Below are 13,098 nucleotides of genomic sequence, written 5' to 3'. Positions count from 1 at the left end.
ACGAAGGAGTTCCAATGCCACAGGCTTTGACCTCGCGGTTCCTGTTCGGTCCGGGACCGAGCAACTGCTACCCGGAAGTGACCGCCGCATTGGCGCATCCGGTGATTGGGCACCTGGATCCGGTCTTCATTGAACGGCTCGACAACACGTGCGAAGGCCTCCGCACGGTCTGGGGGACTCAGAATGCCCGCACGCTGCCATTGAGCGTCACCGGTTCCGGCGGCATGGAAGCGGCTTTTGTGAACACCGTGGACGACGGCGATGTGGCAGTGATCGCCGTCAACGGCCTCTTCGGTGAGCGCATGTGTGAGGTGGCCCGCCGCTGCGGCGCCACCGTGGTTCGTGTAGACCACGAATGGGGCACGCCCATCGACGTCGAACGCGTCCTGGCGGCCCACCCGCGGCCGAAGGTGATTGCGGCCGTCCACGCCGAAACGTCCACTGGGGTGCTGTCCGACGTCGCATCGCTCGGGCAAAACAAGGGCGATGCGCTGTTGATTGTCGACGCCGTGACATCCATCGGCGGGCTGGAACTCCTGGCAGACGACTGGGGAATCGACGTCGGCTATGCCGGCACTCAGAAATGCCTCGGCGTGCCGCCAGGGCTTTCGCCCTTCACCATGTCGGGTAGGGCCTTCGAGCGAAGGATCAAGAATCCCCGCTCCTGGTACCTGGACGTCGGTCTGCTCGGCGGTTACGTCGGGGCCGCCAGTGGCAGGGGCAGAACCTACCACCACACGCCGCCGGTCACCATGATCGCCGGTCTCGAGGCGGGCTTGCAAAGAATCCTGGCCGAGGGACTGGCCGCGGTCCAGGCGCGCCACCGCGCGGCAGGGGCCGCGTTGCAGGCGGGGCTCCAGGAGATGGGACTTGAGCTGTTCGCGGCCGAGGGCCACCGGCTGCCCAGCCTTACCACTGTCAAGGTCCCGGACGGCGTCGACTCCGCGGCCGTACGCCGCCATCTGCTGGAGCACTTCAGCATCGAGATTGGCTCAGGGGCGGGCAAGTACGCTTCCAGCATCTGGCGGATCGGAATGATGGGCCCGAACGCAAACGCCGCATCAGTGACTCTGGCGCTGGGGGCTCTCAAGGAAGCCATCTCCGCTGCCTAGCCACACTCTGTAGGCTCAGGGCCGCTTCCAGCCGTATTCGTTCTCCGGCCTGCCGGGCGTGCCGTAGCGGGGCGCTCGCGAAACGCGGCCGGCGTCGGCGAGGTATTCGAGGTAGCGCCTGGCGGTAACGCGGGACATGCCCAGGGCGGCCATGACTTCCGTAGCTGAAACAGATTCCGAATGCTGTTTCAGGTACGCCTGGACCGAGTCGAGAGTGGAGACTGAGAGGCCCTTGGGCAGGGGCAGTTCCGACGGCGCCCGGAGGCTTGCGAAGGCCTGGTCCACGTCGCTCTGGGAGGCGCCGGTCCTGCCGGCACCGGCCTCCGGGGAAGCCAGTTGCTGCCGGAACAGCCGGTAGCTGGAGAGCTTGTCTTCGAACGTGGCAAACGTGAAGGGCTTGATCAGGTACTGGACCACGCCGATGGCGACGGCGCTGCGGACAATCGCCACTTCCCGGACCGCGGTGATGGCAATGATGTCCGCCAGGATCCCTGCCGCACGCATGCGCCGGGCGATGTCCAGGCCATGCAGGTCCGGAAGGTTCATATCGAGGAGGACCAGTTCCACCGGCTGGCCGGCGGCCGCCAGATCCGTCAGGAGCCTGAGCGCGGACTGGCCGTCAGGGGCCGTCCCGGCAACAGTGAACCCTGCCATCCTCCCCACATAGGCCGCGTGCGCGGCCGAGGCCAGCGGTTCGTCCTCCACCACGAGGACGCGGATATCGGTCACTGGAACTGCTCCTCTTTGTCGGTCCCGGCGGCCATGGCCGGCAGGAAGACATGGAAGCGTGCGCCGTCCTTGCCTGTGATGGTCATGGTACCGTCCAGGCGCTGCACGGCCTGGCGGACGAGGGCCAGGCCAATGCCGCGTCCGAACGGACCGGAGGCCTTGGTGCTGAAGCCGTGCCGGAAAATGTCCTCCACGGCGGCGGGGTCCACGCCGGGGCCGGAATCCGCCACAGTGATGTCCAGGCCCTCGGCATCGGACTCCACGGTCAGCTCCACCGTCCTGGGAGCCGCGCCATCCGCGGCGGCGTCGATCGCGTTGTCCAGGAGGTTTCCCAGGATGGTGACAAGGTCCTGGACAGCCAGGCCGGCAACGGACGCGGACCCCTCGGTGGAGAGCGTCAGCTTCACTCCGCGCTCATTCGCTTCGGCGGCCTTCCCCATGATCAGGGCGCTGAGAACCGGCTCGTCCACGGAACTCACCATCTCGTCGGTCAGCTGCTGGCTCAGTTCGAGATCCTTGGTGGCGAATTCCAAGGCCTCCCGGGTTCGGCCCAGCTCCAGCAGCGAAACCATGGTGTGCAGCCGGTTGGCGTGCTCGTGGGTCTGGGCGCGGAGGGCGTCGGACAGCGTCCGCATCGTTTCGAGTTCACTGCCCAGCGATTCGATCTCCGTCCGGTCCCGGATGGTGGACACGGTGCCGAACACCGCGGGGCGGCGGAGGCCGGGAGAGTCGGGCCCGACGGCCGGACCCTGGTTCACCACCACGATCCGCGGGCCCGTCAGGTGGATTTCGTCGTGGGCCGTGCGGCCGGATTCAAAGAGCTCCTTCAGGCTGGGGGCCAGCGGGAGGTCCGTCAGGGAGGGCGGCCGGGACGGATCGTCTTCCGAGTCGCGCGGCTCCAGTCCCAGCAGCTCAGCGGCCTGGTCGTTGTACATCACCACCCGGCCCTTGGTGTCGATCAGGATCAGCCCCTCACGCACGGAATGCAGGACCGATTCGTAGTAGGCGAACAGCTGCGCCAGCTGCTCCGGCCCCCACCCCCTGGTCACGCGGCGCAGGTAGCGGCCCAACAGCCAGGACGCCAAGGATCCGCCCACGAGCAGGGCCAGGCCGAAGGCCAGCAGTGCGGGTAGCCGGCCGGAAAGCGCCACGTCAACTGTCCGGACCGTGACGCCGGCGGCAACCAGCGCCTTGACGTTCCCCGCGGCATCCTTGACCGGAACAACCGTCCGCACCGACGGCCCCAGCGTTCCTGCGGTGACCTCGGTGAACACCTCGCCACGCAGCGACGCCTCGATGGAGCCGATGTACGGCCTGCCCAGCTCCTCGTCCCGGGGGTGCGTCCACCGCGTTCTGTCCGGCGCCATGATGGTGAGGAAGTCCGCTCCGGATCCGGCCATGACGTCCAGGGCGTAGGGCTGGAGCAACGCCGACGGATCCGTATGGTCCGCTGCCTGGAGGACCAGCGGATTAGCGGCGACGGCGGCAGCAACCCCGGCCATCCGCCGGCCGGCTTCCTCATAGCTCCGGTCCCTGGCATCGACGAACGTTGCGGTGCCCGCCACCGCAATGAAGGCCAGCACAATCAGCAGATTCGCCACGAACAGCCTGCGGGCGATACTCCAGCGGTGAATCATCAAGCACCTCCCATGACCAATATGAACGCAACAGTGAGCTAAGTCACGGTGTGGCCAATGATGGATATCACACCGGACCGACGCGGTGAGCCCAGAGAATGCGCCGCAGCGTCTACCAGATTATCCATAAGGAGACACATCATGGCCTCTCAACGAGGAGAGTCGCTCGGCACCGTGAAGACGCGGCGCAAGGGCCTGGACAAATCCCACTACCTTTACATTGCCGTTATTGCCGCCGTGATCCTGGGCGCCGTCGTCGGCCTGCTGTTCCCCGAGGTCGGCAAATCACTGAAGCCCCTCGGTGACGGCTTTATCAAGCTCATCAAAATGATGATTGCACCGATCATCTTCTGCACCATCGTCCTGGGAATCGGCTCCATCGCCAAAGCCGCAACGGTCGGCAAGGTGGGCGGCCTGGCCCTGGGCTACTTTGTGCTCATGTCCACCTTCGCCCTGGGCATCGGCCTGGTGGTAGGCAACCTCATCCACCCGGGTGAAGGTTTGAAGCTTGCGGCGTACGACCCCACCAAGAAGGCCGAAGTAGACAGCACCGTCGCCTTCCTCCTGGGCATCATTCCCGGCGACATCCCGGTCCTGCCCACACTCCTCGCCGCCATCCTTGTGGGCTTCGCCCTCCAGAAAATGGGCCCGCAGGGCGCTCCTGTCCTGAAGGCGATCGGCCATGGCCAGGGACTGGTCTTCAGGATCCTCATCATGATCATGTGGCTCGCCCCGGTGGGCGCCTTCGGTGCCATCGCCGCTGTGGTCGGCGCCACTGGTGTCGCGGCAATCGTGAGCATGTTCACCCTGATGGTCGCGTTCTACATCACCTGCGCCCTGTTCATCGTGATCATCCTTGGCGGACTCCTGCAGCTGGTTGCCGGCGTCAACATCTTCAAGCTTATGAAGTACCTGGCCCGCGAATACCTCCTGATCTTCTCGACGTCCTCGTCCGAAGCGGCCCTGCCGCGCCTGATCGCCAAGATGGAACACCTGGGCGTCTCCAAGCCGGTTGTCGGCGTCACCGTCCCCACGGGATACTCCTTCAACCTGGACGGCACCGCAATCTACCTGACCATGGCGTCGCTGTTCGTGGCCAATGCCATGGGCACGCCGCTGGACCTGGGTGCCCAGGTATCCCTGCTCATCTTCATGATCATTGCCTCCAAGGGCGCGGCCGGAGTGACCGGTGCAGGCCTGGCAACTCTGGCTGCCGGACTCCAGGCACACAAGCCGGAGCTGCTGGGTGGCGTGGGCATGATCGTTGGCATCGACCGCTTTATGTCCGAAGCCCGGGCCCTGACCAACTTCACGGGCAACGCGGTTGCCACCGTGCTGATTGGGACCTGGGTCAAGGAAATCGACAACAAGCAGGTCGGCGAAGTTCTCTCGGGCCAGGCTCCCTTCGACGAGCAGACCATGATCGCCGGACATGGCGAGCCGGAAGCCAAGGACCCCAAGGCCGAGCCTGTGCTGGTCAACGCCTAAGGCGGCACTGAATCTGACCAAGCTGCGGACCGCCCGCACAGCCCAGGCTGTGCGGGCGGTTCCTGCGTGCGGGAGGCTAACCTTCGACCTCTACCAGAAGGTCAAGGCTCAGAATCCACGCAAAGTCAAGTTCCCTCGAATACCGTGTCGGGGCCTGTAGCCTAGGTGGAAAGCAGGATCGGCGCTGGAGTTCCAGCGGCAGGAAAATCACCGTCATCGAAAGTGTGGATAGATACGTGAGCAGCGAACAGGGTTCGGCAACTCTGGAAGGCACGGAACTCGATCTGGAAGACGCCGTGATGGGTCCCACCGGGCGCCCCCACCGCGAATTTCCGGAACCCGCCCCGCTGTCGTCCCACGGTCCCGCGCGCGTGATCGCCATGGTCAACCAAAAGGGCGGCGTCGGCAAGACCACGTCCACCATCAACTTGGCAGCGGCCCTGGCCGAATACGGCCGCAGGGTGCTGCTGGTTGACTTCGACCCGCAGGGCGCGCTGTCCGCGGGCCTGGGCATCAACCCGCACGAACTGGACCTGACGGTCTACAACGTCCTCATGGACCGCAAGGTGGACATCCGCGACGCCATCCACCAGACCGGCGTCGAAAACGTGGACCTGCTGCCGGCCAACATCGACCTCTCCGCCGCAGAAGTGCAGCTGGTCAATGAAGTCGCCCGTGAGCAGGTCCTGGACAGGGCGCTGAAAAAAGTCGAAGACGATTACGACGTCGTCCTGATTGACTGCCAGCCCTCCCTGGGCCTGCTGACGGTCAATGCCCTGACCGCCGCCCACGGCGTGATCATCCCGCTGATCTGCGAGTTTTTCGCACTCCGTGCGGTAGCCCTGCTGGTGGAAACCATCGACAAGGTCCAGGACAGGCTGAACCCCGGCCTGCAGGTTGATGGCGTCCTGGCCACCATGTACGACGCCCGTACGCTCCACAGCCGCGAAGTCATCACTCGCCTGGTGGAAGCCTTCGGTGACAAAGTCTTCGAGACCGTCATCAAACGCTCCATCAAGTTCGCGGACGCCACCGTCGCGGCCGAGCCGATCACCAGCTACGCAGGCAGCCACATCGGCGCCGATGCCTACCGCCGCCTGGCCAAAGAGCTGATTTCGCGCGGCGGCGCACCCTAAACACGCCGTGGCCGAGTCCAAACCCGGCTTTGAGGTGCGGCTTGCCAACTTCACCGGCCCGTTCGACCTCCTGCTGGGCCTGATCGCCAAGCACCAGCTGGACATCACCGAGGTGGCCATTGCCACCGTCACTGATGAGTTCATAAAGTACATCAGGAAGCTCCAGAAGCTCGGCGAGGAATGGGCGCTGGATGAAGCCAGCGAATTCCTGGTCATCGCCGCCACCCTCCTGGATCTCAAGGCGGCAAGGCTCCTGCCCGCCGGTGAAGTCGAGGATGACGAGGACATCGCCCTGCTGGAAGCGCGGGACCTCCTTTTTGCGAGGCTGCTCCAATACAAGGCGTTCAAACAGGTGGCAGCCCTGATGGCCGGAACCCTGGAACAGGAAGCCAGCCGGTTTCCGCGTCAGGTTGGCTTGGAGGAGCACTTCGCCGCCATGCTCCCGGAATTGGTGTGGAAGCACACACCGGACCAGTTCGCCCGCCTGGCCGAGTCCGCCCTGAAGGCCAAGACGCCGCGGCCCACCGAGGTGGGCCTTGCCCACTTGCATGGCAGTGCCGTCAGCGTGAAGGAACAGGCCGAGATCCTGGGTCTCCGGCTCCAGTTGGGGAAGCCGCTGTCGTTCCGTGCGTTGATCGCCGACGCCGATTCCACCCTCGTGGTGGTGGCCAGGTTCCTGGCATTGCTGGAGATGTTCCGGGACAGGGCAGTCTCCTTCGACCAGGTGTCGCCCCTGGGGGATCTCACCGTGCGCTGGACGGTGGATGGCCGGGACTGGTCAACAGAAAACCTAAGCGAAGAATACGAGGAACTGTCGTGAGCCAAGAACTTCCGGAGACTGGGGCGGAGTCAGGCATGGACGTCCGGGATCTTCCCGGCGGTGCCAAGGCTGCCCTTGAGGCGGTCCTGATGGTCCTGGACCAACCGGCCAGCGCTACTGAGCTGGCCGCCGGGCTTAACCTGACCGTCGCCGTCGTTGAGCAGTTACTGGCGGAACTGCAACGGGAGTATAGCGGCTATACTGTTAAAGCCCCGGACATGGACCGTGCCAGCGATGCTGGTTTCAGCGCCAGCCCCCGGGGTTTTGAATTGCGGAACATCGCCGGTGGCTGGCGGATCTACTCCCGCGCAGACTTCGCCGAGATCGTCGGACGGTTTGTGCTTGAGGGTCAGACGGCCAGGCTCACGCAGGCGGCCTTGGAAACACTGGCTGTCATCGCGTACCGCCAGCCTGTCTCCAGGGCCCGGGTGTCTGCAATTCGAGGAGTCAATGTCGATTCTGTCGTACGGACATTGACCCAGCGCGGGCTGATCGAAGATTCGGGACACGATCCTGAGTCGGGAGCCATCCTCTACCGGACCACGTCGTATTTCCTGGAACGGATGGGAATCGGCTCCGCAGCGGAACTGCCTCAGCTCTCACCCCATCTTCCGGGGCTTGAGGGCATCGCGGAGTTCTACGACGCCGACAGAATGTAGGCGGGAAATCCCGCGTGCGCACACGAATATTCATAAGGGCAGATAATTTCTGCATGGCTGGCTAGGGTTGTTCTTGGACAACCGGCGGGCCAAATAACGAAGGACGGGTCATGACACAGGCGGGACGCCAGGGTTCACCACGTAACAGTTCGGGACGCAACAGTTCAGAACGCAATGCCGGACAGGGCGGCGCCAGCCGTAATCCGGCGCAGGGCGGCGCAAGCCGGAACCCTGCACAGGGCGGCAGCGGCCGCCCCAGCGCGGCGGGCGGCGGATTCCGCGCCGGCGCAGGCAAGCGCAACGCCGGATTCGGCGGCGGCGACCGGCCGTACAAGGCCCCGAGGCCTCGTGAGGAGCCATTTGTGGATCCCGGCGACGCCCCGGCGTCGTCACCGGCCGGCCGCGGTGCCTCCGACTGGAAGCCGGCCGGCAGCACATCGGCGCGCAAGCCTGCTGCCCGCAAGCCGGGCGCCAACAAGGCTCCCGGCACCCCGGGCGCACTCAAGCCCAAGCCGCGCACCGGCAGGCCCGGGGCGGCGGCGTCACGCGCCTTCGGCAGCGAACGGTTTGGCCAGAACCTTGGCCCCGTGCGGAAGCCTGCCCGCAAGCGTGGACCCCGCGGTGACGTTCCGCAGTCGGAAATGCACGACGCCGACGGCACCCGCCTGCAGAAGGTCATGGCCCAGGCCGGCGTGGCTTCGCGCCGCGTCTGCGAAGAGATGATCGCCGAAGGCCGGGTAGAGGTCGACGGCCAGGTTGTCACTGAGCTTGGTGTCCGCGTGGACCCCAAGACGGCAGTCATCCACGTTGATGGCTTGCGCATCCAGCTGGATGAAAACCTCGTGTACATGGTCTTCAACAAGCCCAAGGGCGTGGTGTCCACCATGGAGGACCCCGATGGCCGTCCCTGCATCAGCGATTTTGTGCGGAAGACCCACCAGGGCGAACGCCTGTTCCACGTGGGCCGGCTGGACGTCGCCACCGAAGGCCTGCTGCTGCTGACGAACGACGGCGAACTGGCCAACCGGCTGACCCACCCGTCCTACGAGGTCCCCAAGACCTACCTGGTCCAGGTCCGCGGCCCGTTCCCGCAGGGAGTCGGCGCCCAGCTCCGGGAAGGTGTGGAACTCGAGGATGGCTTTGCCTCGGTTGACTCCTTCAAGCTGGTGGACTCCACTCCGGGCCACGTGCTGATCGAAGTGATCCTGCACTCGGGCAAGAACCGGATTGTCCGTCGCCTGTTCGACGCCGTCGGGTTCCCGGTCCTGCGCCTGGTACGCGTCAAGGTGGGTCCCATTGGCCTGGGCGACCAGCGCCAGGGCAGCATCCGCAACCTTGGCAAGCAGGAAGTCGGCCACCTGCTGGCATCCGTAGGACTCTGAGGCATGTCCGCATTTCGCTCCCACGGGCGGGGGCACCTCAGCGGGCCGGTCGTCGTGATTGGCACCGGCCTGCTCGGTGCCAGCATCGGGCTGGGCCTGCGTGGGCGCGGCGTGCCCGTGTTCCTGTCTGACCCGTCGCCGACCAACCAGGCGGTGGCCGTCGACATCGGTGCCGGCCAGCCCCTGGACCAGCTCGGGGACGAGGCGCCGGAGCTTGTGGTGGTGGCAGCACCGCCGGACGTGACCGCCGACGTCGTGGCCCGCGCCCTTGCCGACTACCCGGATTCCGTGGTGGTTGACATCGCCAGCGTCAAGGCCGCCATCCTGGCGGAGTTGGGCGGGCGCGGCGCGGACCTCACCCGCTATGTGGGCACCCATCCGATGGCAGGGCGCGAAAAGTCCGGGCCGGTTGCGGCCCGCGGCGAGCTCTTCACGTCGATGCCGTGGGTGGTTTGTCCGGGCCCGGAGTCATCCGCGGCTGCCGTGCAGACTGCGCGCTCCTTGGCCACGGACCTGGGAGCTGTGGTTTCCCAGTTCACTGCCGACGAACACGACGAAGCCGTGGCCTTGGTATCGCACCTGCCCCAGATCATGTCCTCCCTGCTGGCCAGCCGGCTGCAGGGGACGCCGCTTCACGCGCTGTCCCTCGCCGGCAACGGCCTGCGGGACGTCACGCGGATCGCCGCCAGCGATCCCACGCTGTGGGTCCAGATCCTGGGGGGCAACGCAGGGAAGGTCGTGGAGATCCTTTACGGAGTCCGCGAGGACCTGAACCGGCTCATCGGCACGCTGGAGGAACCGCTTGCGCCGGGCGCCAGGCTTGACCTGGCCCAGCTGATCAGCGAAGGCAATGCCGGGCAGGCCCGTATTCCGGGCAAGCATGGTGGCCCGCCGCAGGCCTACTCCTGGCTGACGGTCCTCGTGGATGACCGGCCGGGACAGATCGCGCAGCTCCTCACCGAAATCGGTGAGATCGGCGTGAACGTGGAGGACCTTCGGCTGGACCATTCCTCGGGCCAGAACGTGGGCATGGTGGAACTGTCCGTGCTGCCGAACAAGCATGACCATCTGATCGAAGCACTCAACGACCGCGGATGGCGGGTATTGCAGTAATGACACAAGAACTTCTTGACACCCTTCCGGCCTTGCGCGTCGGCAGGCCCCTGGTGGTTGCCATCGACGGGCCGTCAGGCTCCGGCAAGTCCAGCGTGAGCAAGGAAGTGGCCCGCCGGCTGCACCTTGCCTACCTGGACACCGGCGCCATGTACCGGGCCCTGACCTGGTTCTGCGTCACCAGCGGAATTGATCTCAGTGACGCCGCCGCCGTGGAGCAGGCTTCCCGGGACCTGGTCCTGGAACTGAGCACCACGCCGCGGGAGGAATACGTCCGCGTGAACGGCGCCGACGTCACGGACGCCATCCGGGAACCGGCAATTTCGTCGGCGGTCAGTGCGGTGGCCACCACCCTGGGTGCCCGGACCGAACTGATCCGCCGGCAGCGTGAGCTTATTGAAAAGCACCACCGCCGCATCGTGGTGGAGGGCCGGGACATCACTACCGTCGTGGCCCCGGGCGCGGAAGTCCGCATGCTGCTGACCGCCAGTGAGGAGGCCCGGCTTCGCCGCCGCGGCATCCAGCTGGGCGGCACGCAGAATGCGGAGCAGCTCGCCGCCCAGGTCACCCACCGTGACGCCAAGGATTCCACGGTGGTGAACTTCACCCAGGCTGCCGACGGTGTTGTCACCCTGGATTCTTCCGATCTGGACTTCGCCGAGACCGTGGACGCGGCGCTCGTGATCGTGACGAAGGTGCTTAACCGTGACTGACCGCGGCGTGCGGCTTCCCTCCGGCCTGACCATGACCTGGAGCCGGCCCGTCGGCTGGCTCCTGGACCACGTGGTGTACCGGACGTCCGTCACTGGCCGGGACAACGTGCCTACAGGCGGGCCGGTGATTTTTGCCGGCAACCACATCAGTTTCCTGGACGGGCCGGTGATGTTCGGCGCGTCGCCGCGTCCCATGCACATCCTGGTCAAGAAGGAGATGTTCAAGGGCTTGCTGGGTCGGGTCCTTCGGGCCTCCGGCCAGCTGCCTGTTGACCGCTCCGGGGACCGGGCTGCGCTGCTGCTGGGCAAGAACATGCTCGACGCCGGCCGCTGCATCGGGATTCTTCCGGAAGGAACTCGGGGGAGCGGCCAGGCAACAGACATCAACAACGGGGTGGCCTGGCTGGCGCTGAACTCGGGCGCCCCCGTGGTTCCCGTGGCGATCCTCGGCACCCGGACGGGCAACGAACACCTCGACACGGTACCCAGGCCGGGGCAGCGGTTCCACGTCAGCTTCGGCAACGCACTGACCCTCAGCCGCAACCCCGGCGAAACGGGCCGTGCTTCAATGGACAGGGCGGGAATGGAAATCCGCGCTGCGCTTGCGGGGCACGTCCAGGAGACCATCCAACACAGTGGGCAGCCTTTGCCCCACGCGGATTTCCGCATGAACTTCACAGCAGTAGCCGGGACGCCGGCAGATGACCACTAAGGAAAGTGCAATGAGCGATACGACTCAAACCTCCAGCCACTCCGGCGCCGGCGAAGATGAATACACGCCCACCGGCACGGACCAGGTGGCCGAGCGGCTGGCCGCCATCGACGACGACGAAGCGGAGATGCGTGCCGCGTCGCTCCGCGCCGGCTTGGACGACTACGAGCTCGACGAGGAAGACGCCGCCCTGCTGAGCGGGAACTACGATGACGAGGACTTCGACGGTCCGGTCAAGCTCGATCCCGTGCTTGCCATCATCGGCCGTCCCAACGTGGGCAAATCCACGCTGGTGAACCGTATCCTGGGCCGCCGCGAAGCCGTGGTCGAGGATACTCCCGGCGTGACGCGGGACCGCGTGATGTACTCGGCACACTGGAACGGGCGCAACTTCACCGTGGTGGACACCGGCGGCTGGGAGCACGATGCCCGCGGCATCCACGCCCGCGTGGCTGAACAGGCCGAAATGGCCGTGGAACTGGCTGACGCCGTGCTCTTCGTCGTCGACTCCGCGGTGGGCGCTACCGCAACGGACGAGGGCGTCATGAAGATGCTCCGCCGCAGCAAGAAGCCGGTCATCATGGTGGCCAACAAGGTGGACGACTTCGCCCAGGAGGCGGACTCCGCCAGCCTGTGGGGCCTCGGCTTCGGTGAGCCTTACCCCGTCTCCGCCCTGCACGGACGCGGCGTTGCCGACCTCCTGGACCACGTGATGGACACCCTGCCGGAGTTCTCCACGATTGAAGGCATGGAACGCTCGGGCGGCCCGCGCCGCATCGCACTGATCGGCCGCCCGAACGTGGGCAAGTCATCACTGCTGAACAAGCTGGCAGGGTCTGAGCGTGTAGTAGTGGACAACACCGCCGGCACCACGCGTGATCCGGTGGATGAGTTCATTGAACTCGGCGACCGCACGTGGCGCTTTGTGGACACGGCAGGCATCCGCCGCCGCCAGCACATGGCGCAGGGCGCCGACTACTACGCCTCCCTCCGGACGCAGGCCGCGCTCGAAAAGGCGGAGGTCGCCGTCGTTCTTCTCGCTGTGGATGAGGTCCTCAGCGAGCAGGACGTCCGCATCCTGCAGCTGGCCATCGAGTCGGGCCGCGCCCTGGTGCTGGCCTTCAACAAGTGGGACCTGCTCGACGACGAACGCCGCACCTACCTGGAGCGCGAAATCGAGCAGGACCTGGCCCACGTGGCCTGGGCGCCGCGGGTCAACATCTCCGCGCTGACGGGCTGGCACAAGGACCGCCTGGTTCCCGCCCTGGACCTGGCCCTGGAGAACTGGGACAGGCGCATCCCCACCGGTAAGCTCAACGCCTTCCTCGGCGAGCTTGTGGCGGCGCACCCGCACCCGGTCCGCGGCGGAAAGCAGCCGCGCATCCTGTACGGCACGCAGGCGTCCAGCCGGCCGCCGAAGTTTGTGCTGTTCACCACCGGATTCCTGGACCCGGGCTACCGCCGCTTCATCACCCGCAGGCTCCGCGAAACGTTCGGTTTTGAGGGCACGCCCATCGAGGTCAACATGCGCGTCCGCGAAAAGCGCGGCAAGAAGCGTTAATTAGGACACACCGGGGGCGTGCAGGCGGCAAAGTGT

General features: G+C 65.9%; 12 protein-coding genes. 10 read left to right on the top strand and 2 right to left on the bottom strand.

Annotated elements, in window-relative coordinates; all coding sequences use genetic code 11:
- Window positions 1-14 precede the first annotated feature (14 nt).
- The gene (locus ACVWY0_RS14090; RefSeq protein WP_485837231.1) at window positions 15-1,112 is read left to right on the top strand and encodes a pyridoxal-phosphate-dependent aminotransferase family protein; all 1,098 of its coding nucleotides are present in this window, start codon (window positions 15-17) and stop codon (window positions 1,110-1,112) included.
- A gap of 15 nt (window positions 1,113-1,127) precedes the next feature.
- Here the strand turns inward: ACVWY0_RS14090 and ACVWY0_RS14085 are convergent, their stop codons facing one another.
- Together ACVWY0_RS14085 and ACVWY0_RS14080 are read right to left on the bottom strand one after the other, a co-directional pair.
- Entirely contained in the window at window positions 1,128-1,841 is a 714-nt protein-coding gene (locus ACVWY0_RS14085) for a response regulator (protein WP_485837230.1), read from the bottom strand.
- A complete protein-coding gene (locus ACVWY0_RS14080) occupies window positions 1,838-3,478 on the bottom strand; it encodes a sensor histidine kinase (protein WP_485837229.1) in 1,641 nt (546 codons plus the stop codon). Before ACVWY0_RS14080 ends, ACVWY0_RS14085 begins: the two co-directional genes overlap by 4 nt.
- Window positions 3,479-3,619: 141 nt before the next feature.
- On the opposite strand from ACVWY0_RS14080, the gene ACVWY0_RS14075 reads away from it, so the two are divergent.
- The 9 genes from ACVWY0_RS14075 to der all read left to right on the top strand — a co-directional run bounded on the left by ACVWY0_RS14075 (window position 3,620) and on the right by der (window position 13,062).
- On the top strand, window positions 3,620-4,966 hold the full coding sequence (locus ACVWY0_RS14075; RefSeq protein ID WP_485837228.1) for a cation:dicarboxylate symporter family transporter: 1,347 nt from the start codon (window positions 3,620-3,622) through the stop codon (window positions 4,964-4,966).
- Between the two features lie 236 nt (window positions 4,967-5,202).
- On the top strand, window positions 5,203-6,102 hold the full coding sequence (locus tag ACVWY0_RS14070) for a ParA family protein (RefSeq protein WP_056342349.1): 900 nt from the start codon (window positions 5,203-5,205) through the stop codon (window positions 6,100-6,102).
- A gap of 7 nt (window positions 6,103-6,109) precedes the next feature.
- Entirely contained in the window at window positions 6,110-6,922 is an 813-nt protein-coding gene (locus ACVWY0_RS14065; protein WP_485837227.1) for a segregation and condensation protein A, read from the top strand.
- Window positions 6,923-6,957: 35 nt separating this feature from the next.
- Window positions 6,958-7,581, top strand: a complete 624-nt coding sequence (scpB, locus tag ACVWY0_RS14060; protein WP_058932704.1) for an SMC-Scp complex subunit ScpB — start codon at window positions 6,958-6,960, stop codon at window positions 7,579-7,581.
- Window positions 7,582-7,691: 110 nt separating this feature from the next.
- Window positions 7,692-8,963: a pseudouridine synthase gene (locus ACVWY0_RS14055; RefSeq protein ID WP_485837226.1), complete on the top strand. Its 1,272-nt coding sequence runs from the start codon at window positions 7,692-7,694 to the stop codon at window positions 8,961-8,963.
- Between the two features lie 3 nt (window positions 8,964-8,966).
- Entirely contained in the window at window positions 8,967-10,076 is a 1,110-nt protein-coding gene (locus ACVWY0_RS14050; RefSeq protein WP_485837225.1) for a prephenate dehydrogenase, read from the top strand.
- Window positions 10,076-10,789: a (d)CMP kinase gene (cmk, locus tag ACVWY0_RS14045; RefSeq protein ID WP_252600713.1), complete on the top strand. Its 714-nt coding sequence runs from the start codon at window positions 10,076-10,078 to the stop codon at window positions 10,787-10,789. The genes ACVWY0_RS14050 and cmk overlap by 1 nt, the downstream gene beginning before the upstream one ends.
- A gap of 31 nt (window positions 10,790-10,820) precedes the next feature.
- Window positions 10,821-11,501 carry a lysophospholipid acyltransferase family protein gene (locus tag ACVWY0_RS14040; RefSeq protein WP_485837247.1) on the top strand — a complete coding sequence of 227 codons (681 nt, stop codon included), beginning with the start codon at window positions 10,821-10,823 and terminating at the stop codon, window positions 11,499-11,501.
- A 10-nt stretch (window positions 11,502-11,511) separates the two neighbouring features.
- Window positions 11,512-13,062, top strand: coding sequence for a ribosome biogenesis GTPase Der (der, locus tag ACVWY0_RS14035; protein WP_485837224.1), 1,551 nt, complete (start codon window positions 11,512-11,514; stop codon window positions 13,060-13,062).
- Window positions 13,063-13,098 lie beyond the last annotated feature (36 nt).

Source organism: Arthrobacter sp. UYNi723 (assembly GCF_054057635.1).
Note: the sequence above shows the minus strand (reverse complement) of the source record. Positions and strands in the feature narration are given on the sequence as shown.